The 22,043-nt window shown below is 44.1% G+C and carries 19 protein-coding genes; 11 read left to right on the top strand and 8 right to left on the bottom strand.

All coding sequences use genetic code 11. From position 1 onward, the window contains the following. Positions 1 to 110 precede the first annotated feature (110 nt). Both ABEW34_RS04055 and ABEW34_RS04050 read left to right on the top strand, forming a co-directional pair. Complete coding sequence (locus tag ABEW34_RS04055; RefSeq protein ID WP_430155093.1) at positions 111 to 869, top strand: hypothetical protein; 759 nt, start codon at positions 111 to 113, stop codon at positions 867 to 869. 37 nt (positions 870 to 906) lie between these two features. Continuing rightward, positions 907 to 2,100 carry a helix-turn-helix domain-containing protein gene (locus ABEW34_RS04050; protein WP_430155091.1) on the top strand — a complete coding sequence of 398 codons (1,194 nt, stop codon included), beginning with the start codon at positions 907 to 909 and terminating at the stop codon, positions 2,098 to 2,100. A 137-nt stretch (positions 2,101 to 2,237) separates the two neighbouring features. On the opposite strand, the gene ABEW34_RS04045 is transcribed toward ABEW34_RS04050, so the two are convergent. From ABEW34_RS04045 to ABEW34_RS04035, 3 genes are all read right to left on the bottom strand, one after another. Continuing rightward, on the bottom strand, positions 2,238 to 3,311 hold the full coding sequence (locus ABEW34_RS04045; RefSeq protein WP_430155089.1) for a phosphotransferase enzyme family protein: 1,074 nt from the start codon (positions 3,309 to 3,311) through the stop codon (positions 2,238 to 2,240). Between the two features lie 91 nt (positions 3,312 to 3,402). Beyond that, a complete protein-coding gene (locus tag ABEW34_RS04040; RefSeq protein ID WP_430155087.1) occupies positions 3,403 to 4,290 on the bottom strand; it encodes an AraC family transcriptional regulator in 888 nt (295 codons plus the stop codon). Between the two features lie 67 nt (positions 4,291 to 4,357). Then, complete coding sequence (locus tag ABEW34_RS04035) at positions 4,358 to 5,113, bottom strand: class I SAM-dependent methyltransferase (protein ID WP_430155085.1); 756 nt, start codon at positions 5,111 to 5,113, stop codon at positions 4,358 to 4,360. Between the two features lie 241 nt (positions 5,114 to 5,354). Here ABEW34_RS04035 and ABEW34_RS04030 point away from each other — a divergent pair, with 241 nt between their 5' ends. Beyond that, positions 5,355 to 5,774, top strand: a complete 420-nt coding sequence (locus ABEW34_RS04030) for a hypothetical protein (RefSeq protein WP_430155083.1) — start codon at positions 5,355 to 5,357, stop codon at positions 5,772 to 5,774. A 72-nt stretch (positions 5,775 to 5,846) separates the two neighbouring features. Here the strand turns inward: ABEW34_RS04030 and araA are convergent, their stop codons facing one another. From araA to ABEW34_RS04015, 3 genes are read right to left on the bottom strand one after another with little or no spacing between them, the layout of a single operon-like run. After that, complete coding sequence (gene araA / locus ABEW34_RS04025) at positions 5,847 to 7,271, bottom strand: L-arabinose isomerase (protein ID WP_430155081.1); 1,425 nt, start codon at positions 7,269 to 7,271, stop codon at positions 5,847 to 5,849. Positions 7,272 to 7,313: 42 nt separating this feature from the next. After that, on the bottom strand, positions 7,314 to 8,009 hold the full coding sequence (locus ABEW34_RS04020) for an L-ribulose-5-phosphate 4-epimerase (protein WP_430155079.1): 696 nt from the start codon (positions 8,007 to 8,009) through the stop codon (positions 7,314 to 7,316). 2 nt (positions 8,010 to 8,011) lie between these two features. Beyond that, positions 8,012 to 9,628: a xylulokinase gene (locus ABEW34_RS04015; protein ID WP_430155077.1), complete on the bottom strand. Its 1,617-nt coding sequence runs from the start codon at positions 9,626 to 9,628 to the stop codon at positions 8,012 to 8,014. A gap of 453 nt (positions 9,629 to 10,081) precedes the next feature. Here ABEW34_RS04015 and ABEW34_RS04010 point away from each other — a divergent pair, with 453 nt between their 5' ends. Further along, a complete protein-coding gene (locus tag ABEW34_RS04010; RefSeq protein ID WP_430155075.1) occupies positions 10,082 to 11,173 on the top strand; it encodes a GntR family transcriptional regulator in 1,092 nt (363 codons plus the stop codon). Positions 11,174 to 11,409: 236 nt separating this feature from the next. Continuing rightward, positions 11,410 to 12,348 carry an alpha/beta hydrolase gene (locus ABEW34_RS04005; RefSeq protein WP_430155073.1) on the top strand — a complete coding sequence of 313 codons (939 nt, stop codon included), beginning with the start codon at positions 11,410 to 11,412 and terminating at the stop codon, positions 12,346 to 12,348. A 436-nt stretch (positions 12,349 to 12,784) separates the two neighbouring features. Here the strand turns inward: ABEW34_RS04005 and ABEW34_RS04000 are convergent, their stop codons facing one another. Then, entirely contained in the window at positions 12,785 to 14,263 is a 1,479-nt protein-coding gene (locus tag ABEW34_RS04000) for a glycosyltransferase family 4 protein (RefSeq protein ID WP_430155071.1), read from the bottom strand. A 288-nt stretch (positions 14,264 to 14,551) separates the two neighbouring features. Here ABEW34_RS04000 and ABEW34_RS03995 point away from each other — a divergent pair, with 288 nt between their 5' ends. Genes ABEW34_RS03995 through ABEW34_RS03975 form a run of 5 tightly spaced genes read left to right on the top strand, consistent with a single transcriptional unit; the run spans position 14,552 to position 20,683 of the window. Further along, entirely contained in the window at positions 14,552 to 15,826 is a 1,275-nt protein-coding gene (locus ABEW34_RS03995) for a nucleotide sugar dehydrogenase (protein ID WP_430155069.1), read from the top strand. A gap of 17 nt (positions 15,827 to 15,843) precedes the next feature. Then, a complete protein-coding gene (locus tag ABEW34_RS03990; RefSeq protein ID WP_430155067.1) occupies positions 15,844 to 16,806 on the top strand; it encodes an SDR family NAD(P)-dependent oxidoreductase in 963 nt (320 codons plus the stop codon). Positions 16,807 to 16,839: 33 nt separating this feature from the next. Further along, entirely contained in the window at positions 16,840 to 18,060 is a 1,221-nt protein-coding gene (locus tag ABEW34_RS03985; protein WP_430155065.1) for a glycosyltransferase family 4 protein, read from the top strand. Beyond that, positions 18,057 to 19,415 (top strand): glycosyltransferase family 4 protein, encoded by a 1,359-nt coding sequence (locus tag ABEW34_RS03980; protein WP_430155063.1) that lies wholly within the window; start codon positions 18,057 to 18,059, stop codon positions 19,413 to 19,415. Before ABEW34_RS03985 ends, ABEW34_RS03980 begins: the two co-directional genes overlap by 4 nt. A 32-nt stretch (positions 19,416 to 19,447) precedes the next feature. Further along, entirely contained in the window at positions 19,448 to 20,683 is a 1,236-nt protein-coding gene (locus ABEW34_RS03975; RefSeq protein ID WP_430155061.1) for a sialidase family protein, read from the top strand. Between the two features lie 62 nt (positions 20,684 to 20,745). Here ABEW34_RS03975 and ABEW34_RS03970 read toward each other — a convergent pair whose 3' ends face one another. Next, positions 20,746 to 21,204 carry a hypothetical protein gene (locus tag ABEW34_RS03970; RefSeq protein ID WP_430155059.1) on the bottom strand — a complete coding sequence of 153 codons (459 nt, stop codon included), beginning with the start codon at positions 21,202 to 21,204 and terminating at the stop codon, positions 20,746 to 20,748. A gap of 153 nt (positions 21,205 to 21,357) precedes the next feature. On the opposite strand from ABEW34_RS03970, the gene ABEW34_RS03965 reads away from it, so the two are divergent. After that, complete coding sequence (locus ABEW34_RS03965) at positions 21,358 to 21,996, top strand: class I SAM-dependent methyltransferase (protein ID WP_430155057.1); 639 nt, start codon at positions 21,358 to 21,360, stop codon at positions 21,994 to 21,996. Positions 21,997 to 22,043: the final 47 nt, after the last annotated feature.

Raw genomic sequence — 22,043 nt, 5'->3', positions numbered from 1 at the left:
AGCGAGATAAAGATTGTAACTTTAAAAAAAACAAAAAAAATCATTCCCATACACCCCAGCTTCGATTACAATATTAACTGTCTTCCTATTATCGAACTGGGGTGATTGATGTGGATAAATACAAGTTCAGTCCTGCACATAATAATATGATTGTTGATGCTATCGTTGAAGGTTATCGCGACTACGTTGATCATCGTAAAGACAGAAAAGCGAAAATGAAAATCAGCTCTGCGTTTTCTTGGACTAAGGGTAATTTTATTGAGAGCAAGCTCGCTGAAGAGTGCATCGCTCATGGATTTACATATAAGAAATCAAAGGCTGGATTAACATGGGACTACCTCCAATTCATTAATGGCGATTCCAAGATTCTTTTTCTTATTAAAAATGCCGCTTATTTCAATGAAGATTGCTTTTCACAAGCTACACTTCCAAATGAGAGCGAAGGTACGGGATCTCTTCGCACCTATCTTCACGAGCTTTCAAAAATAAATAAAAATTTGGTGTTTTCCATCTCCGATCAATCGCCAAAAAGAGGGAAACAAACCGAGCAAGTTGAACAACTTTCCTTATTTACGTTAGAAAGTGAAGTCAAAGCTGATCTGGATCATTTCAAATCTACTTACAACGAATTTCATATACTCACATATGCTATTGATGAAGCGTATCAAATTTCCGAAATCTTACACTATTTACCCAATCCCAATGATAAAATTGCATACCTTGTCGAGGACCTGTCCGATTTTATCTCAGGAGCAGCATTATCTGATGAGGACCGAGAAGTAGTAGCACCTGAATCCAATGAAGATCGTATGGACCCAGCAGCATTTGATATTGGTATTATTGAAAAAGATAAAAAACAAAATATATAAAATGGCATTATGTTAAATAAATTAGGAGGCAGCAGGCATGTTCATTGGTAAGAACCTAACCAATTTACGAATCATGCACGGATATTCGCGGAAAGAGCTCTCCGAAAAGTTAGGCGTGACGGAACAGGCAATCTGGCAATACGAGAATGCTTATACATCTCCTAAAATGCAAATCGTAAATGAGTTAAAGCGAATTTTTCAAGTGAAAAGTAAATATTTTTATACAGAAGACATGCTTGAAAAGAATATGGATTCAGCCGCTGTCAACTTAGCGAATATTGCCTATCGCTCAAAAGTGCTGAATGTGATCTCAAAAACACAAGCAGAAGCTAAATATGTTGAATTTTTGAATGTATTTGTCAACTATCTTACAAGCAAAATTAGTTATCCTACTCTTAAAATAATCAAATTGCGTGATGAAGTTATAGATTATCTAAACCATACAGAAGACGATAGATCTGCGCAAATTAACTATATTGCTCATTTAGCACGACAAAGACTTGATCTATCCAAAACAAATAATGATGATCTTATGTTTTTAATTGAAAAGAGCGGAATCTTCGTATTTGAAAAGGCTATTGGTGAAGAAATTGATGCCTATAGCCTTTGGACTATAGAGGATAGACCCTATATTATTCTAGGCAATATGAAGCGCTCAGCCGTTCGCAGGAACTTTGATATCGCTCATGAATTGGGTCATTTATTACTTCATTATCGTATGGAATTTACAAGCCTAGAACGAAAAGAGCACAAACTTATTGAAAACGAAGCAAATATGTTTGCTGGTGCTTTATTGTTGCCTGAGGATGAATTTAAAAACGATATGCAGGACGTGTCTCATCTTACTAATCCTGATGATTATTTGGATTTAAAAAAGAAATGGAAAACCTCGTTGCAAGTATTGGGGTATAGAGCAGCTAATCTTGGAATCATACAGTCAAAAGATCATCGCAACTTCTACGCAGCCATGCATCGGAAAGGTTATTTGGAGGTCGAGCCTCTTGATAAAGTTATTCCGATTCAAAAACCAATGAAAATCAAAACCATCATTGATTTCGTTTCAAAAAAAGGAGTTATCGATATCGGTCAAATGATTGAGAATGATTGGAAAACTGAAATTTCCTTCTTCCATCAGCTCACAGGAATCGATTCAAGCTTTTTCAATAAATATATGGCTCGAAGCTTGGACTTTGAACTCCATGATATCTCCGAAATATCTATGCATAAGTGATAGGATTCATGTTTCGTTGCATGCACAGAAGGCCGTCGAAGCACTCGCGGCCTAGTGCTGGCAATTCAACTATCGATCACCGTTAATGTTAGTAAGTCATCGAGTTTTTACTCTCGGACATCTTCACGGAGCGCAAACTAAATATTTCGCTCCTCATATTCAAAAGGTTCTTCACACGAGTAAATCTCATGGAAAAATCCCTTATACGGGATATCATCTTCCAAACATTTTATGAGATACAACAGCTCCTCGTCACATTTCGGCTCCTCACCGTTGTTTCGCATCACCTCGAATGCATCAACAATATTTTCCATAAGCGTTACTTTGATAAATAAGGGCAGATTATCCAACATCGAATTTTCGATCTCGGTCTCGGATCTGTATCCAGCGAGGATTGTTTCAAAATAATCATCCATAAACTTTTTACGTTTATCGGCGTCTGGTTCAAATTGTATCCAGCCCACTCCGTGCGTCCAGAGACCTGCCAAGTCAAACATATACCAACAATAACAGGAATTATCGAAATCATATACGGTTATTTGCCCGTTATCAAAATCTATTGAATAATTCCCATCGTTGTAATCAAAATGGTTCATACCGAAAATATCCTGGTTCCGATCCAATTCTTTTAATGTAATAAGGAGCTCAACTAGTCTTTCCTTAAGCAGAGATAGGGAGCTGGGTATCAGTTTTTCAATATATTCGACCTTGTATTTGTCAAAAAAACTATACCGTTGATGGACAGGCACATACCCTTTCGATATTTGGTGCAGTTTCCCCAGAACCTTACCACAATTATAATAATATTCGGTAATTGGAGCCCCTTCCCGGTACCGATAATTATTTTCTACCAGCATTTTCCCCTTAGCCTTTTCAAACAGGCAAACAAAAAAGGTATGGTTATTGTGGGTGACCTCCTCCAGCAGATTCCCCTTCCGGGAACTGATTACATTCGAGACACTGCCTCCATGCTCAAATAAATACCGAATATATTCCGTTTCCCCTAGGAAATCCTCCCGGCTCCTGTCGGGTAAGAAAGCGATTCTGAGTATTTTTGAAGGGCTCCCTCCTTTCTCACAGTTATATACGACATTCCGCCCTCCGTCATGTGCCGGAATCAGCTGGATTTCATAGCCTTCTAATCCGAACAACTCCGATACTACTGTAATCAAATAGGTATCTCCGATTGAAACAGTCTCGTTATAATTCATTTTATCTCCTTTCGCACAAGCATCTATTTTTGTTGCTATACAACAAAATCTACCACATTGGCGGCACGCTCAATGGACTTTTTTGATCAATTTAAGTGCGCCTCACTCTGATGGGTGTAAACCATTCCATTTGACAAAATTGTCCATCATAGGCACCCGTGTCAATTTTCTCTAAGAAAAATTCGCTGTCCAGAAGCTCATATTTCCCGTTGTGCTCCTGCGCAAGCCTATCTATGGCTTTATAAAGTGCCCCTGCGCGTAGTTCATCAATCTCCTCATAATGATGGTTCCCGATATATCGAAAGCCGACGCACAAGGAAGCAGGTACGGTGTCGCCTGTAAAGCCTTTAGGAATATCGCTCAGATTCTTTACGCGCATAGACGGTATGTAATATGTCCAACTAAGTGATGGGTCAGGTGTCCTCGTTAGACCGTAATAAATATCGGGTTCAACGGGATTAGGCACTTTATGCCGCTTGTTCCACCAAAACTGCTTGGCAGCTTCGGGTGCCTTTGTCGGGGCTTCGGCGATTTCGACTCGATACATTTGCCCGATTAAATGGAAGGTCGGCATCATGACCATTTCCGGCCCGTACACCAAATTGCCGCCAACATTGTTTTTTGGAAACAAATGAAGAGGAGGTGTTACGTGGATGTTCTTGCTGGAATACCTGCATTCGCCGGGCGTAAGCCCATACTCTCGTTTAAATGCGCGTATGAAGGTTTGCTCATGTTCATAACCGCATTCAATTGCAATATCGAGAATCCGTTTCTCGGTTAGCATCAAATTCTCCAAGCTGATGGCGAGCTTTCGAGAGCGGATATAGCTTTGTAGCGGCACGCCGAAAGCAAACTTGAAGAGCCGACGCAAATGAACAACGGAGATCGGGAGATCAGCCAAATGGTCTGTCTCCCTAGTATCAGAAACATCTTTTTCTATTCGTGCTAAAAGTTCAGATAGAACCTTGTATGGCTCCATAATCCATGCCACACTCCTAGAATATTTTTATTCCTTACAATAAGCATGATAGCTCCCTAAGTGAATATTAAATCTCTCCCCAATATAACTCTGTCTCATATATAAAAGTTACTTTCCCGTTGTTCTCATATCGATTAAATAGCTTGTTTAATTCTTCCTTCATACGTCCGTAGTTAGGATGTTCAGGCATAGGAGTATAGGAGGAAGACATTATTCTTCCACTTAGACCCTCAAAATCAAATAATTGCTGCATTTTAAAAACGGACTTCTCCATCGTATTTTCTTTGAAAAATAATTGCAATTCATCTTCCGAAATGTTTTTGTGATTCACTTCAGAGTAATCAATCCCATAGTTAAACAGTAGATGTTCTATCCCTTCTAAAAAAGGGGTTCCTTTGGTTTGACGTGTATTCCAAACTAAAATAACCTTGCCACGATCTTTTAAAATTCGTTTGAATTCCATTTTTGCAACCTTACGATCGAACCAATGGAATGCTTGTGCACAAACGATAAAGTCTACGGAATTTTCACGTAAACATGTTGATTCCGCTGAACCTGCCACAGCACGAAAGTTGGATTCATGTCCAAGTATTTGTACACAAGCTTTTCGCATATCCTGATCTGGTTCTACTGCAATAACATGAGTACCTCTTTCAACTAGTAATTCAGATAACTTTCCTGTCCCTGCCCCAATATCAGCTACGGTCGAATTCTCATCAAGCTTGACAATATTATATAAATAATCTATTGCGTCACTAGGATAGGTTGGACGATATTTAACATAATCTTTCACTCGATTCGAAAATGATTGCTTTATGTCCATCACTATACTCCTCCTGTAGTTAAATAATATTAACTAAATCTGAGTCTATACTTATAAGACGACAAAAGTTTACCTGTTGTTTCACACTCCTGCTTAAACAAAACTTCCAGCTAGTTTAATCCATATTGCTCCAAAATCACAGCTGTCATATCATTTCAAACTTTACTCATAGTACGTCGTCTGTTTGCAACCCTTACTACAATTTCCTCGTCTTATAGATAATATTAGGGAGGGCTGGGTGGTGAACACATTGAAATATATATTGGCGTTCTTAATTTTTATTTTTGTAGTCACGGGTTGCAGCAGTAACGACGAAGGATCTAAACATGTAGAAAAATCGAAAGGCTCACTCCTTACACTTGAAGCTTTCGTTCTCGCCAAACAGGATTTGGATGGACGCAAGAAAATTCTGCTTGCATTAGATATTGAAAATACTGAGTTGCAGTCCAAATTAGAAACGATAATTGATCAAACGACCGAGGACATTTTAATAGCTAATAAATATGATTTACACTGGCTGGATGTCAGAAACATTTCTGCAGAAGAATTTGATTTTGACGCTATGAAAATCGGTTCGAAAATTCGTTTTGTTACCGAAAATGAACAGCTGGATACCCATCCCCCAACTTCAATTTCCAAAGCAGTAAATATAATGAATTAGAGCAAAACAAAAAGGCCGGAGGATCACCCCCGGCCATAAGGAAAAGCTTATTTGCTTAAATAAATAGCAATGTTACTTAATGACAACGTACTCCAGGTTCACCAGCTTCGCATAAGTCACGATTTGGTCGGTCGTCAGGTTCAAGGAAACGACAGTATGATGGCCGCCGCCATTCTCAATCCAAGCTTTGACGCCATCCTGGAAGTTCGGCTTCACCTTCCACAGCACACGAGCTACAGGGAGCTTAGGAGCTGGAACCGTTGGCTCGAATGCGGAAACCTCGTTGATCAACAGTTTGTAATGGGTACCAAAATCAGCCATGGAAACTACGACACCTTCGCCAGCTTTTCCGTCGAATATGAGACGCGCAGGATCTTCGCGATCGCCAATACCCAATGGAGAAACGATGATTGTTGGTTTGTTGCTGGCCAAAGTCGGGTCAACCTCCAGCATATGAGATTGCAGGATAGCTTCTTGCCCAGCTGCCATCTCATACGTGTAATCCTCCATAAAGCCTGTATTTTGGTTATGACTCATCACTTTCAGCAAGCGATCAAGCGCGGCCGTCTTCCAGTCGCCCTCTCCAGCAAAACCGTAGCCTTGTGCCATCAGACGTTGGACAGCAAGTCCCGGAAGCTGCTTCATGCCATGCAAATCCTCGAAGTTCGTAGTGAAGGCATTGTAGCCCTTCTCTTCAAAGAAGCGTTTCATAGCGATTTCATAGCTCGCTTGCACTCTTACGCTAGCTTCCCAAGACTCTTTGCTGCTCGTGCCATAATCAAATGTATATAGCTCCGCATACAGTCCCATCAGATCGTCGATTTCTTGCTCCGTAACAGCATTTACGTATTGTACGAGGTCGCCGATGCCATAATAATCCACTGTCCAGCCGAATTGAATTTGAGCCTCTACTTTATCTCCATCCGTTACGGCTACGTTGCGCATATTGTCGCCAAAACGAGCTACCTTGATGTTAAAGCTTTCGTTATAGGCAACCGCTACGTCCATCCAGTCGGCAATTTGCTGATGCACCTCCGGACGTTCCCAGTAGCCTACGACGACTTTATTCTGCTTCTTCAGACGGGCATTGATGAAGCCGTATTCGCGGTCACCATGAGCAGCCTGATTGAGGTTCATGAAGTCCATATCGATCGTGGCCCAAGGAATGCTTTCGTTGTATTGCGTTGCCAGGTGAAGCAGCGGCTTTTGCAGCAATTTCGTTCCGCGAATCCACATTTTTGCAGGCGAGAACGTATGCATCCACGTAATAACGCCCGCCACTTCATCGCGATAGTTCACTTCTTTCATCATGCTTGTGATTTTATCTGCGCTGATAGCCAGGTCCTGCAATACAATCGGGTAAGGCAGCACACCGCTTGCATTCAAAGCATCCGTCATTCTCTGTGCGTCTGCTTTTACTTCGGCCAATGCTTCTTCCCCATACAGGTTTTGAGAACCTACGACAAACCAAAACTGTTTAGCTAATGTTACTGTCATTACAATCAGCCTCTTTTCTAAATTTAATAGTGGATAAAAGGATTACTTCTGCCCGTAGTAGGCGTCTTTCCCATGCTTGCGCAAATAGTGTTTGTCCAAAATGCCTTGCGGCAGCTCTTTGGCGAAATGATTCAATTGCCGCGCATACAAATTCATTTTGCACACTTCCTCCAGCACGACGCTGTTCACAACTGCCGACTTCGCATCCTTGCCCCAAGTAAACGGTGCATGACCATGAAGCAGGACGGCCGGAATGGCCATGACATCCAGCCCGCGCTGCTCAAACGTTTCGATGATGACACGTCCCGTTTCAGCCTCGTAACCCCGGTCAATCTCTCCTTGATTCAGGAAACGTGCACAAGGAACAGCTCCATAAAAGGTGTCCGCATGCGTCGTTCCCATTACCGGCACATCAAGCCCTGCTTGTGCCCAGATCGTTGCCCAAGTGGAGTGAGTGTGCACGATGCCTCCGATTTCTGGGTAATGCTTATACAATACGGCGTGAGTCGCGGTATCGGAGGAAGGTCTTAGCTCTCCCTCAACTACATTGCCATCGAGATCGACAACGACCATATCGCTCGCTTTCATCTTGTCATAACTGACTCCGCTTGGTTTGATGACGAACAGGCCGCTTTCCCGATCCATTGCGCTCACATTGCCCCATGTAAATTTTACGAGTCCATGCTTCGGCAATTCCAGATTCGCCTCATATACCTCTTCTTTCAGCTGTTCTAACATCGTTAGTCCCTCCCGTTCTCCAGCAGATGGTCTACAGCAGCCTGCTCAATAGCCAGACCCTTGTTGTAGCGCTCCATAAATACTTCAAAACCCAACACATCGGATGAGTCCGGAGCAATCTCCTGCCCTTCAACATCTTTAAAGACCTTCTGCTCGAGGAAGTCGTCCAGGCTCTCCTGCTCATCCTTGTTGATCAAATAAGAAGCTAGAAGCGCCATTCCCCACGCCCCGCCTTCGCCGGCTGTAGACATGACCGAAATCGGTACGTTAAGTGCTGCGGCTACCATTTTTTGTCCAACGACAGGGGTTTTGAATAGACCACCGTGAGCCAAAATGCTGTCAATGGCGACCTGCTCGTTTTCGGTCAAAATGTCCATTCCCAGCCTAAGTGCCCCGAAAGCCGTGAACAGATGGGTCCGCATGAAATTAGCCAAAGTGAACTTGCTCTCAGGCGAGCGAACGAATAGCGGTCGGCCTTTGTCAATTCCGGTAATATTTTCGCCAGAGTAATAACCGTAGCTGAGCAAACCGCCGCCATCCGGGTCGGCCTCCAAAGCCTTGTTAAACATCACGCTGAATAATTTCTCGTTATCTGCTTCGTAGCCCATGGCCACAGAGAATTCACGGAACAATCCCATCCATGCATTGATATCACTGGAGCAGTTGTTGGCATGCACCATGCCGACCGGACTCCCGTCTGGCGTCGTGACCATATCGATTTCCGGATAAACCTTGGATAATTCCTTCTCGAGTACAATCATCGCAAACACGGAGGTGCCTACGGAGATGTTCCCCGTACGCTTTCTCACGCTATTGGTGGCAACCATGCCTGTCCCGGCATCACCTTCCGGAGGACACAGCGAAATGCCTGGCTGCAGATCCAGTGACGGGTCCAAAATGCGTGCTCCTGCCTCGGTTAATTCGCCAGCTTGCTCGCCTGAAAGGAGGACTTTGGGAAGAATAGCCTCAAGCTTCCAAGGATAACCGCCCGCAGAAATCAGTTCATCGAATTGCTTAACCATCAAGGGATGGTAATTATGAGACGATTCGTCAATAGGGAAAATACCAGAGGCATCCCCGATACCAATCGCTTTATTGCCCGTTAGCAGCCAGTGAATGTAACCAGCCAAAGTCGTCACAAAATCTATACGAGGCACATGCTCCTCTTTGTTTATTATCGCTTGATACAAATGGGCGATGCTCCAGCGCTCAGGGATATTGAATTGGAACTTGTCCGTTAGCTCCCTTGCTGCCTGGCCGGTTGTTGCATTGCGCCAGGTCCGAAACGGCACAAGCAGCTCACCCGAGCTGTCGAACGCCATATAACCATGCATCATTGCGGAAAAACCGATTGAACCCACGGTCTTGAGGGTAATTTCGTATTTGCGCTGCACTTCTTGCTTCAGTTCGCGATAAGCCGTTTGGAGTCCTGCGATGATATCCTCCTGGCTGTATGTCCAATATCCATCTTTCAATTGGTTTTCCCATTCATAGCTTCCTGACGCGATGGTCTCAAAACGCTGATCGATCAATACCGCTTTGATCCGCGTAGATCCAAATTCGATGCCTAGCGAAGTTTCTCCCTTAGCTATCGCTTCTTTCAACTCTACATGACTCATGATCACGCAAGTCCCCTCTCTGTTCATGGTTTTCAAACCTGAAGGATGGCAAAAAAATGAGTATGACACCTCAAATAACGGGTCTGCTTTAATCTGCTTTAATCTGCTTTAAATCGTATTATAGCTGCTCTTAATTAAACGTTTCACTCCCTAATAGAAGCACAACCATATAATCAAAAGAAGGCGCTTTCCATTACTGACAGCCTTAGTATATTTTTTGTACGTACATTTGTCAACACCAACTAATAGTTATACTAACAACGGTGCCATTACCACTTAATCTCTAGAGTTGGCGCTCTCTTATTAGATGTTTTCCCCTGTGAAAAATCCCAGTATAAGCATAGAAAAACAACATATATTTCACGAAAAAGGGTACTGCATTTTCATTCCCTGCAAATCATGTTAGAATGTGTACGTACAACTTTCCGAACAACAATGAAAGAAGTGGATGGTGTGAAGCCAAAATATCAGATTATCATTGATGATATAAAAAGCAATATCCTGTCAGGAGCCTACAAAGCAGGAGAACAAATTTCTACAGAGTCTGCTTTGCAGAGCAGCTATAATGTTAGCCGCCAGACGGTTCGGAAGGCTATTTTGGAGCTGTCCAACGAAGGGTTTCTAAGAAGCGAAAAAGGATCTGGGACGTATGTCAGCAGCCAATACCGCTCCAGATCGGGCGGGAATGCCGCAAAAAAAACGATTGGCGTCATCACGACCTATATCTCGGACTACATCTTCCCATCCATTATACGCGGGATAGAAAGCCGATTGAATGAAGACAACTATTCGCTGCTGTTAGCCAGCACAAATAATGATATTATGCAGGAAAAAAAAGCGCTGGAAATGATGCTGTCCTATGGTGTAGACGGTCTAATTATTGAACCGACCAAAAGCAATTTGTACAACCCCAATATTGCTTATTACCTGTCCTTCAAGGAGCAGGAGGTTCCGTTCACCATGATTAACGCCTTCTATGAAGAGCTGGAGGTCCCTTTCTTCTGTTTGGATGACGTGCAGTCCAGCTATCTCGCAACCCGGGAACTGATTGCTAAAGGTCATTCCCAGATTGGCATCATCGCGAAAATGGATGATCTACAAGGTAAATATCGGATGAAGGGCTATATCAAGGCACTTGGGGAAGCTAAATTGCGATTTCACCCCGAGCAGGTGCTTTCCTTCGATACGGCAACGAAGCCGAACCTCTCCACCAACTTGGAGGAGTTCCTAAACGACAATAGGGATGTTCTGACTGCGCTTGTTTGCTACAACGACGAGGTAGGGCTGGAAGTTGTGCATGCCTGCAGAAGATTGGGGATATCCATTCCCGATGAACTATCCATCATTGGTCAGGACAATTCGTATATCGCCAAAAATGCGAATATTAAGCTAACGACTCTGACGCACCCCCAAGAACAAATGGGACGGGACGCGGCGGACTGGGTCATTAAAAATTTACAAGGAAAAAAAGACCTGCCCGTGAGCACCTACTACCAACCCGTGTTAGTTGAAGGTGAAACCGTAAAAGAGATTGAAGTGGAGTAAAGGATTCGGGCGGATCTATCGGCGAAAAAGACAAAAGGAGCCGCCGCGGCAAGCGTATATGGAACAACCGCCTTTGAATATATCTCGCAAATAAATGGATGTGCAAAATAAAAGGCTGCTCGTTCATCTTCCGTTCACATTGCCGTCATTGCGGGGACATCTTCTTCGTTTAAGCTTACATAAGCAGCCCGTTATGGCCGCATACTATCAAGCTAGCGACAGGAGAAGATTCGATTATGAAAAAATGGCTAAAGGTTTTACTTAAAATATTGGCAGCAATTGTCATAGCAATAGTTGTTTTTATGGCTATTGTGTTTATAGTCAACAAGGTCAGCAGCAAATCTGAGCTAGGAAAAATCCAAACCTATGGTCAGCTCGTACCCGTAGACGGGAAGAAGATGAATGTGCTGATTCAAGGGGAAGGCAAAGAAACCATCGTGCTTCTGCCGGGTTATGGAACAGCAGCGCCGGCGCTCGATTTTAAGCCGCTAATCGATGAGCTTTCACCTTTTTACAGAGTAGTTGCAGTTGAACCATTTGGTTATGGCTTAAGTGATGGAACCGACAAGGAAAGATCGACAGAAAATATAGTAAATGAACTCCATGAAGCGCTGCAAGCTCTTAACATTGACCGCTATATTTTAATGGGCCACTCCATTGCAGGCATTTACGGCATCGATTATGCAAACAAATATACAAGTGAAGTGACTGCATTTGTTGGCATCGATAGCAGTGTTCCAACACAGCCTGGCATGGATGTGAAATTCCCATTAAAAACGTTTGGTTTTCTCAAACAATCCGGTTTACAACGACTGCTCGTGAAAACAGGCAGCGACCCTTATGAAGGGCTTCCATATGATGAGGAAACAAGAGAACAGCTGGCCCTGCTTTCGCTCAAGAACAGCAATAGTCCCACGATGCTAAATGAAATGAAAAATATTTATCCTAACTTTAAAGCAGCTGAACATTTAACCTTCCCAAAAGAGCTTCCGATTATTTTCTTTATCCAAGCGAATAATGAAGACATTGCAACCTGGATACCGCTGCATGAAGAGCAAATCAAAGATTCTGTGCATGGAAAAGTGATGATCTTTGAAGGCGGACATTATTTGCACCATACCAAATCCAAAGAAATCGCTGAAAACTTTAAGACCTTCATGGAAGAAGTCAAATAAGTCGCATAGACGAGGCCTGTTCCACGTTTGGCATATCATTGAAAAAGCAGAAATATGGACTTGTCCGAAAATAATAAACAACATCAGGGGTCACCTCATTTATGGTGACCCCTTTATTCCTTGAATTCGTATTAGAGACGTTGCCCGAAATATCATGAATGAGCGGCATTCTAATTAAGGGACTGAACAATGCTGCCATCTGGAATCTTATACCCTTGTGGAGCTGCTTGAACAATGCGATTCCAGATATCCTCCTCTATTGGAGGTAGCTCATCATATCGTGGGTACGCAAATAGGGAAGATAAAATATGGGGGATTTTATCTATAGGCTGCGCTGGCTGTATGGCTGGGTCATGGTCATTTGCGGGCACTGCTTGCTGATTTTGTAATCCATGGCTTGCCCGTTTCAGTCTGGGATGACGTTTACGCACTCGCCTTACGATCTTTTTCTTGTAAATTTTCTTTGTTTGTTTCTTATTTTTCTTCTTCGCTTTATTGCTGCCGGTTGTTTTTTTCTTCGATTGGCGCGCCATTTTCTTCTTCCCCTCTTTAGTGGCGTTATTGGGCTTTGCTGCTCTGTCTGTTGCTCGGGCTGTGGTTCGATTTGTGGCTCGAGCTTTGGTTCGAGCTGTTGCTCAGCCTGCTGTGTAGTAGTCTGTTCAGTCTGTGGCTCAATCCCCGTATTTTGTTCGGGATACTTGCTCCTCGCCAGTTCATACAGTGCTAACACCCGGTTAGTCATTTCCGGCAATGCCCAATGCTGCTCTCCCCATTCTTTTGCCTGACTCGCCAAGCTGCTTAACCGCTTTGTATCCTGTAAAGCGGATCTTAAGCATAAATGCAGCTCATTAATATCTCCGGCAGGAAATACAAGCCCATTCACGGAATGGGTTACCATTTCCGGGATACCACCAGCGTCAGAAGCAATAACCGGCTTGCCCGCTATTTGGGCCTCAATTACGGCAAACGGCTGATTATCCTGCATACTGGGCAAAACGATAAAATCGGCCTGATGAATCAAAGCTGGAACGTCCTCACGGTTTCCTAAAAAAATGACGTGGTCGCCCAGACCGTGATCTTTCGTTATATTCATGAGTTCTTCACGGAGAGAGCCTTCTCCAGCTAACCAGCAAACCCAGTCCGAGCGCTCCGCTTTCAGTTTGGCTAATGCATGTATGAGATAAATATGCCCTTTCACAACATCAAAGCGAGCAGGACATAAAAATACGCTTATTCCTTCAGGCTTCACAATCATAGAATCACGCAGCATACTTTGTTGGAATTGTTCTTTATCAAATCCATAGTGGCTTACGGTAATATGGGGTTCGGGAACTGCAAAATCCTCAACCATTACTCTTTTTAACCACTCTGAAGGCGATATCGTGACATCACTGACTGTTGCACCCAGATGCTCACGCAATGCTGAATATTTCCAAATAAGGGAGCTTGTATCTTGGTCTGTTAACCCCAATGTCTTTAATCTAATGAACCATTCCCTTGTCAGGCATCCGTGAATAGTCGTTACCAAGGGCGTATGAGAGGGCTTTACACGTGACAATGCATGAGCACTCATAATGTCCTGTGCGTGTATCATGTCATACTCGGCCAAGCCGAAATACATAGCAGCTGCTTCAAAACAATAACGCTCAATTTCAGAAAATGTAATCCAGGGATCAATTCCGGACAAATGGTGATCCATGTAGTGGTTCGATTGATGGGCAATCAGTGGCTGCAGCTTGGCTTTATCAATAGCCATTTCTTTGCCCGGAAGATAAAATCCCTGCCCATCAGGCGTCGGGGAGAAGATATCAACATGATGCCCCGCGAGCTTCAGTCCCTTTTCCAGCTGATTTACATATGTGTTTACGCCGCCGGCATGTGGCAGCGACCAACTGCAGGCGATTAATATTCGCATGTGTTCCCTCCGATTGGTCTGTCGTCCAAATATAATATGAGATTTCAAGTGCGTTGTTAACGTACACCAACCTATTTATACCTCGTATCGATACAGGCACTTATCATGTCGTTTTTTCTTTCCAACCCTTTAATTCTAATTATTGTTTCCGAAACTCGGCGCCTCTCTCTATTTCTGCTAGACCTCGTGATACTCTACTATTTCCAAAAAATTTAGACACCCAACTATAGCGACTTTCATTCATTCGCGTATCATGCTAGAAGATGAATGAAAGGAGCTGACAGAATTATGGAGCAGGCCCCTGAATATAAAATGGGTATTATCGGTCTGGGGTACGTCGGATTGCCACTCGCCAAATTGTTTCTGGAAGGAGGACACACGGTTTATGGCATTGATGCAGACGAACGAAAAATCAATATGTTGAACAAGCAGCAATCCTACCTGTCTGACTTTAATAGAAAAGACATCCGAAAGCTTTTTAGTAAAAATAGTTTTCATGTAGGTACTGCCTTCGATGTCATTGAGAAAGTCGATGTCATAATCCTTTGCGTTCCGACACCGCTTGATGAGCAGCATCAACCTGATTTGAGCTATGTAATAGGTGCAGCACAAAGCTCACTCCCCTATTTGCGTAGAGGGCAGCTTATTGTACTGGAAAGCTCTACATTTCCAGGAACAAGCGAGGAACGGCTAAAACCGATGTTGGAGTCAACTGGACTTCTTGTAGGTAAAGACATTTCGCTCGCCTATTCACCAGAGCGAATTGATCCCGGTTCTAAATGGGAGCTGGAACAAATCCCCAAAGTGGTTGGAGGCGTAACTCCATCCTGCACAGCCTATGCGAAGCAAGTATATGGCTCAGTATTTAATGAAGTGGTCCTCGTGTCATCGCCACGCGTAGCTGAAATGACAAAGCTTCTGGAAAACTGCCAACGATACTTGAATATTTCATTTATGAACAGTCTATTGAAGTTAAGCGAGGAGCTGGATATTAATCTCTGGGAAGCCATCGAGGCAGCAGGAACTAAGCCGTTTGGATTTACAAAATATTATCCGGGTCCTGGCGTTGGAGGGCATTGCATTCCGGTTGACCCCCTATATTTGCTCTGGAAGGCGAGAGAACATCATATGGATTTGCCGTTCATTGACCTTTGCCATCAAGTAAACGAGGATATGCCTGGGTACATTGTGAGGCGAGTGGAAAAAAGCCTGCAGCCAAAAGCGCTTAACGAATCCAGTGTGCTTGTCATTGGAGTTACGTATAAAAAAGACGTTAATGATATGCGGGAGTCCGTTGCACTGCCTATTATGGAGCATTTACTGCAAGCGGGCGTCAATCTGGGATACTTTGACCCCTATGTGAAAACTCTGAAAATAGGTGAAACTGTCCTTCATAGCACGCCGCTTACTGCCCGAAAAATGAAAAATTATGATTGTACTTTAATTTTAACGGATCATTCCAATATCCCATATGAGCTTCTTGTGGCGCACACGCCCATTGTCATCGATACACGTAACGCTACTGGAAAAATGGCAGAGCGAAAAAACGTTATTTTACTCTAGGAGAGGAGGGTATTCCATTGAAGGTAATAGTAACGGGTGGTGCAGGTTTTATCGGCTCTCATTTAGTGGAACGACTGCTGGAGGCGGGGCATACGGTTTGGACGTTGGATGATTTCTCAACCGGCCGGCCGGAGTTTCTATCCCATCTACAAGCCAATAAGCGTCATACGCTCATTCAAGGCTCGGTAACTGACCGAAGGACGCTCAAAAAACTAATGGATCGAGCAGACGTGGTCTTTCATCTGGCGGCTGTATTGGGTGTCAAAAACACAGTAGAGAACCCCCTCAAGGTTATTGAAGGCAGCATTGATGGAACGCGCAATGTTCTCGAATTAGCATATCCACGTCATACAAAGGTGATTTTTTCATCAACGTCAGAAATATATGGAAAAAATGTGGTTTTACCCTTTCACGAAATGTCCGATCGTTATTATGGCGCTCCCTCTGTACATCGTTGGTGCTATGCAACAGCAAAATCGCTTGACGAGCATATGTGCTTCGCCTATGCAGCCAAGGGACTCCCCGTTACCGTGCTTCGATATTTCAATGCATACGGACCAAGACAAACGAACTCGCAATATGGAGGGGTGGTCGCAAGATTTATTAAAGCAGCCTTGAAAGGGGAGCCGCTTGAGGTTTATGGAGACGGAGCACAGACGCGTTGCTTCACCTATGTAGACGATACCGTTATGGGTACACTAGCAGCAATCCGCGGGGAGGCAAACGGTCTCGCATTTAATATCGGTTCGAATCTCTCTATCACCATTCTGGAGCTTGCACAACTGATTATAAAGCTTAGCGACTCGAAATCGCCCATTTTGTTCAAATCTTATGCCGAAGCTTACGGCCCAGGGTATGAGGATATGCCGGCACGCGAGCCAGACTTGAACCGATCCGAATCATTGCTCGGCTACAAGCCTTCCGTGAATTTGGAAGAGGGGCTTTACAAAACAATCGAATGGTATCGTAATCGGTTATGATATGAATCCTTGCAGCCGAATGGGGAGTGACAGATGAAAATTGGACTTGTTTCCTATTGGTGTATTCCTTATACAGGCGGAGTATCCACTTATGTTTTGGCGCTTCGAAAAGGCCTTGAGGAGAGAGGGCATGAAGTTGATATCCTCTCACATAACCAAACTGGATTATATTATCATATCGTTGATAAAGGCAAATCGATCTCTAAACAGGCCGTATTAACGCCGATTATGAAACAAATTGGCAGGCGCTTCAATCAGAAATCACGGAATTACGACGCTTGGCTTGCAGCTATGGAAGGCGAGCGTCTCGCTTTCCGTCAAGCTCTAACTGCCTTCACATTAACAGAATACGATGTGCTTCATGCACAAGATGTCATTTCTGCGACTGCTGTTTCTGAAATCAAACCAAAGGATACTCCGCTTGTCGTTACCCTTCATGGCAAGCTGGCAGCCGAATGGAAGCTTCAAGGTGTTTTTTCAGACCCTTCCTCTGCAGCAACGTGGGCAAATACACTTGATCAATATGGAAGCAGGGTGGGGGACCGAATCATCGTCCCTTCACAGTGGCTCAAGCAGCAGTATGAGTTAACAAGCGGTTTGGAAAAAGATCCCTTTGACGTCATACCTTATGGCTTCGATACGTTATCTTTTCTTCGCCAAGCCATAGGTCTGAATGCGGCCGTTCCAAAAAACAGTTTAAAGCTAATCGTTTGTCCGGCTCGTCTAGACGCGGTTAAGGGCCACGAGGTTTTACTGTATGCCCTTCAGCTTCTGCGCAAGAGACGGTCGGATTGGGTTTGCTGGCTCGTGGGGGATGGGCCGCTGCGCCCAAGGCTTGAACAACTGACTCAAGCTTTAAAGCTTCAGCAGCATGTTATGTTTCTGGGACATCGCAACGATATGGCCACCCTCCTGAGGCAGGCTGATATGGTCGTGGCACCAAGTATTCATGACAATTTGCCTTTTGTCATCATGGAGGCACAAGTAGCCGGGAAACCAATAATTGCGTCGGATGCAGGAGGAATTCCAGAAATGATAGCTGATGGAGAAAGCGGGTTGTTATTCACATCCGGTCGTGCAGATTTATTGTGTGGACGCATCAATGAACTGTTTGACGATGACAGGCTTCAGCGAAGACTTGCTAATCAAGCCAGATACCAAGGGCTTAGGCAATGGTCTTTGGATACAATGATGGAACGAACGCTGCAACTGTACGATGAGGCACTTCAAGCCAAGCAGGGTGGTGGAAAATGAGGATTCTCCTTGCCACGTACTGGAAGCTTCCTCATGTTGGCGGTGTATGGGCATATATCCAGGATTTAAAAGCTGGTTTGGAGCGTCTAGGCCATGAGGTAGATGTGTTTGCGTTGCATCCCGATGAAAAAAGCTACTATATGCTGGGTACAGGGCAGCGAGTACAGAAAAGGTATTTCAAACCGCTCGTCGAGCGAGAAATTAAAGCTGTATATGCTGCACAGCAAATTCCCATCGATCCATGGATCGTCGACCAAGAAATTGAGTTTTGCACCTATGCGCTAGCAGCTTCGTATTTCGGACTGAAAAAATATGATTTGATTCATGCACAGGATGTCATATCCTCCCGGGCACTATGGCAGATTAAGCCGGAGGGCCTGCCTTTAATAAACACTATTCACGGATGCCTGGCGACCGAATACTGGCTTTCGCTTGAAGGAAAAGCACCACCCGAATTCATTTGGAAATATGCTTGCGCAAGAGAATATTACGGAGCTACTTCGAGCGATTTGTCCATCGTGCCGTCAAAGTGGCTGCAGCAAACACTAGCCAGCTATTTAGTGCCAATCGATCATATGGAAGTTGTATCCTATGGAATGAACGTTGAACATCATTTGCAACGGATGAAAGGAAACACTACCTTAAAGCTCCCGTCCAACCTTAACATTATTGCCTGTCCAGCGAGGCTTGATAAAGTGAAAGGTCATAGCAGCTTGCTCAATGCTTTATACAAGCTAAAGCAAACCAGGAGCGATTGGATTTGTCTGTTTATTGGTGACGGCTATCTTCGGTCAGAGTTGGAAAAGCAGACTGCCCATTTGGGACTGAGTCATCATGTGCTTTTTGTTGGCAGCAGAAACGACGTTCCTGCACTGCTGCAGCAATCCGATATTGTTGTACTCCCGAGTCTGCATGATAACCAGCCTTATGCTGTAATGGAAGCACAAATCTCGCGCAAGCCCCTCGTCGTCTCCAATGCCGGCGGAATTCCGGAAATGGTGAGGCATAACCATACAGGATTGATGGCAAAGGCAGGTGATAGCAATGAATTGTCTCGTTACTTGCAATTGCTGCTGGAAAACCGATCGCTTTCACAAAGATTAGCTTATAACGGTTACGAATGGGGGATCAAACAATGGTCGCTTCCGAAGATGGTCGATCGAGTAGTTGACTGTTATGAAATACTTCTAAGTAACCAGCATATACGCAAAGCAAATCATCCTCCGAAATATGCTGGCCATTATGGTTCTGGCATATGTGAAATGCTCCGCAATAATCAAGGGATGTATATTCCCGCTTCCTTCTCCATCGCGGATGATCACATTGTCGGTTCGATTATTTTTCAAGCGAGATAAGATTAACTAGAAGTATAGAAAGGAAGTTGCAGATGGCAAATATGCAAGTAACCCCCTCAGGTCCTCAGCAGGAGCCATCGATTGCGCTCAATTCATTGGATCAAACGACCATTATCGTGACGACAAATGACTTGCGTTCTGGAAACAATATGACGACCGTCTATCGCTCGATTAATAGCGGAGCCTCGTACACCCAGATGCTAATGTCGCCCCCGGTTGGATTCGCAGCCTCCGGTGACGGGGTTGCTGCGTATGGTTACCCTAATATATTCCTTGTTGCAGCGACCGCACTAAATGTTAACCCTGTAACAGATTCATCCATCATTGTTTACCGATCAACCGATAATGGCGCCTCTTTCTCAAGTCCAATCATTGTCAATCAAGGATTTGGCACGGCCGTGTATAACGATAAACCAGCGATAGAAATGGATACAGCAAATGGCAGCCCCTACCTCGGGCAGGCATATATTGCATTTACGCGCTATTTCAACAATTTTAAAAGCTCCGAAACGTTATTTCAACGCTCACTCGATCAAGGATTAACCTGGTCTGCACCTATATTGTTAACCAACCAGGTACAAGGTGTAACTAGCTTCGGATCATCAATCGCTATTGGACCGCAAGGCGATATTTATGTGGGGTGGATGCAGTATGGGCCGGGAACACCGCAATTTCTTATGCGTCGATCTATTGATGGCGGGGTAACGTTTGGACCCATTATTACGATATCTACCGTTTCGCTCGTTCCAACCCCTCTCCCAGTACTAACCTTCGGCTTTCGCGTCCTGACTATTGCTTATTTAGCGGTTGACATTTCGCCATTCAATGGCGAAGGAATTGTCTACGCCGTCTGGCAGGATAACCGAACAGGCAATGCACATATCTATATGTCACGCTCAACCGACAGAGGCATTTCCTGGTCCATTCTGCGTCAAGTAGACGACAGCCCTGCCGTATCACAAAACTTTTTGCCCAATTTAACGGTGTCTCGTGACAATGGCGGGGTTAAGATTATGTATTATACGAATCGCCTTAGCACTACTTTATTGGATGTATTTCTGGCAGAGTCCAACGATGCTGGCTCCACGTTTTTACCTAACCGACGCATAACAAGCGTCTCCTTTGATCCTAACGCCGATCCGTCGATTGGGTTCCCTACTCCGTCCATCGGCGATTACAACGATCTCGTTGTAAATGCCGTGGGAAATTCTATTATTGTGTGGATGGATACTCGCACTGGATCACAGAACATTTTTGAGGATGTGTAAAAAAGAGGTGATCGAATGTTCATTTTCATGAATTTTCGATCACCTGACAATTGTTGGCTCCCTTATAAATAAACAATACCATCAAAATGAACGGGGCCGGTTATCGTGGCGGAGTTTTGCCCAATATGCTCTACAGTCAGGGCGTATTGTTGAAAAGTACCGACGATTCCAGCTGTAGCAGCCTCAGTGTGCTGAAACGAAGTTGTGAAATCGAGCGGAACCCACGGACCATCAGATACTGTCCCCAGAAACACAGAATCCGTTGTTTGAAATACAACGGGCGCCGGGGCGCTTGTCCCTCCACGCCGAATCCGAAAAAGCAGCTTTGGCACAATATTCAAGAGCAGTAATTGCGCCTCCCAGCCGATTGTGGCTTTCAACTCAATCCGGTTATTAATATTATTAATTTGGAGAAAGAGAGACGTCAGCAGCACTTCCGAGCCTGGAGAAATGATAAACGGAAGTGAACCTCCCCCAACAGCAACCTCTTGAAACTGATAATCTACTATTGTAACGGTCATAACGATCACCTCCTTTCTAGTAACGCGCTTCTTATATTAGATTCATAGTTAAGGTAGGATGACATGTACAGATGCACTAGGAGAAGCAGTTTATATTTTCTAAGAAAGACAGCTGTTAGGTAATAAACTAGACGAAGGATGGAGGGAAAATAGATGGATGACGAAATCGCAAAGATGGAACGGATGTATGCTACCTCCATTCATGATGTCATGATGGATCATCATTACCGCTATCATTTTGCAACGCGCTTTATCCGCCCTGGAGATTTCATATTAGATGCAGCATGCGGCTCGGGATATGGCACTCATTATATGGCCAGTCAGTCCGCAAGTGCATTAGTCGTAGGGGTTGATCGCTCGGAGCATGCATTAGATTGGGCAATTGATCATTTTTCATGTGACAATACGGTTTATGTAAAAACGGACTTGTCCGGATCGTTTCGTGATGGGCTTCCTATCCCATCGTTCGAAGTTATTACCTGTTTCGAAACCGTCGAGCATATAAAGGACGATCGGTCCTTTATTCAAAAGCTTTATGAATTGCTCCATACAAACGGCATTCTTCTTATCTCAGCCCCTAACGAAGAGGTTATCCCCCATTTGAAAAACCCCTATTTTCTTAACGGGGTGAATCCTCACCATTATCGGCATTACCGGCCAGATGAATTGCGTAAGCTGCTAACGGATTGCGGTTTTACAATCGAACAGGTGCTGACACAGGATAATGAGACATATGAGCTGGTTTATGGGCGTGAAGATGGGTTTGCGAATGTGCTTGTAGCCATAAAATGATGCATACTAGTAAAGCCGATCTATGTCAGGTTCATGAATGACATAGA

It is taken from the genome of Paenibacillus algorifonticola, from assembly GCF_050481745.1.
GTDB classification, from domain to species: Bacteria; Bacillota; Bacilli; order Paenibacillales; family Paenibacillaceae; genus Pristimantibacillus; species Pristimantibacillus algorifonticola_A.
The sequence above is the reverse complement of the archived record's forward strand: the minus strand, read 5'-3'. Positions and strand labels throughout refer to the sequence as shown.

Excerpts from the sequence above, each read along its gene's own strand:
- ABEW34_RS04005 (WP_430155073.1), top strand. The coding sequence starts at position 11,410 with ATGAAAAAATGGCTAAAGGTTTTACTTAAAATATTGGCAGCAATTGTC.
- ABEW34_RS03985 (WP_430155065.1), top strand. The coding sequence starts at position 16,840 with ATGAAAATTGGACTTGTTTCCTATTGGTGTATTCCTTATACAGGCGGA.
- araA (WP_430155081.1), bottom strand. The coding sequence starts at position 7,271 with ATGACAGTAACATTAGCTAAACAGTTTTGGTTTGTCGTAGGTTCTCAA.
- ABEW34_RS03995 (WP_430155069.1), top strand. The coding sequence starts at position 14,552 with ATGGAGCAGGCCCCTGAATATAAAATGGGTATTATCGGTCTGGGGTAC.
- ABEW34_RS04040 (WP_430155087.1), bottom strand. The coding sequence starts at position 4,290 with ATGGAGCCATACAAGGTTCTATCTGAACTTTTAGCACGAATAGAAAAA.
- ABEW34_RS04020 (WP_430155079.1), bottom strand. The coding sequence starts at position 8,009 with ATGTTAGAACAGCTGAAAGAAGAGGTATATGAGGCGAATCTGGAATTG.
- ABEW34_RS04045 (WP_430155089.1), bottom strand. The coding sequence starts at position 3,311 with ATGAATTATAACGAGACTGTTTCAATCGGAGATACCTATTTGATTACA.
- ABEW34_RS04050 (WP_430155091.1), top strand. The coding sequence starts at position 907 with ATGTTCATTGGTAAGAACCTAACCAATTTACGAATCATGCACGGATAT.
- ABEW34_RS03965 (WP_430155057.1), top strand. The coding sequence starts at position 21,358 with ATGGATGACGAAATCGCAAAGATGGAACGGATGTATGCTACCTCCATT.
- ABEW34_RS04035 (WP_430155085.1), bottom strand. The coding sequence starts at position 5,113 with ATGGACATAAAGCAATCATTTTCGAATCGAGTGAAAGATTATGTTAAA.
- ABEW34_RS03975 (WP_430155061.1), top strand. The coding sequence starts at position 19,448 with ATGGCAAATATGCAAGTAACCCCCTCAGGTCCTCAGCAGGAGCCATCG.
- ABEW34_RS03980 (WP_430155063.1), top strand. The coding sequence starts at position 18,057 with ATGAGGATTCTCCTTGCCACGTACTGGAAGCTTCCTCATGTTGGCGGT.
- ABEW34_RS04000 (WP_430155071.1), bottom strand. The coding sequence starts at position 14,263 with ATGCGAATATTAATCGCCTGCAGTTGGTCGCTGCCACATGCCGGCGGC.
- ABEW34_RS03970 (WP_430155059.1), bottom strand. The coding sequence starts at position 21,204 with ATGACCGTTACAATAGTAGATTATCAGTTTCAAGAGGTTGCTGTTGGG.
- ABEW34_RS04015 (WP_430155077.1), bottom strand. The coding sequence starts at position 9,628 with ATGAGTCATGTAGAGTTGAAAGAAGCGATAGCTAAGGGAGAAACTTCG.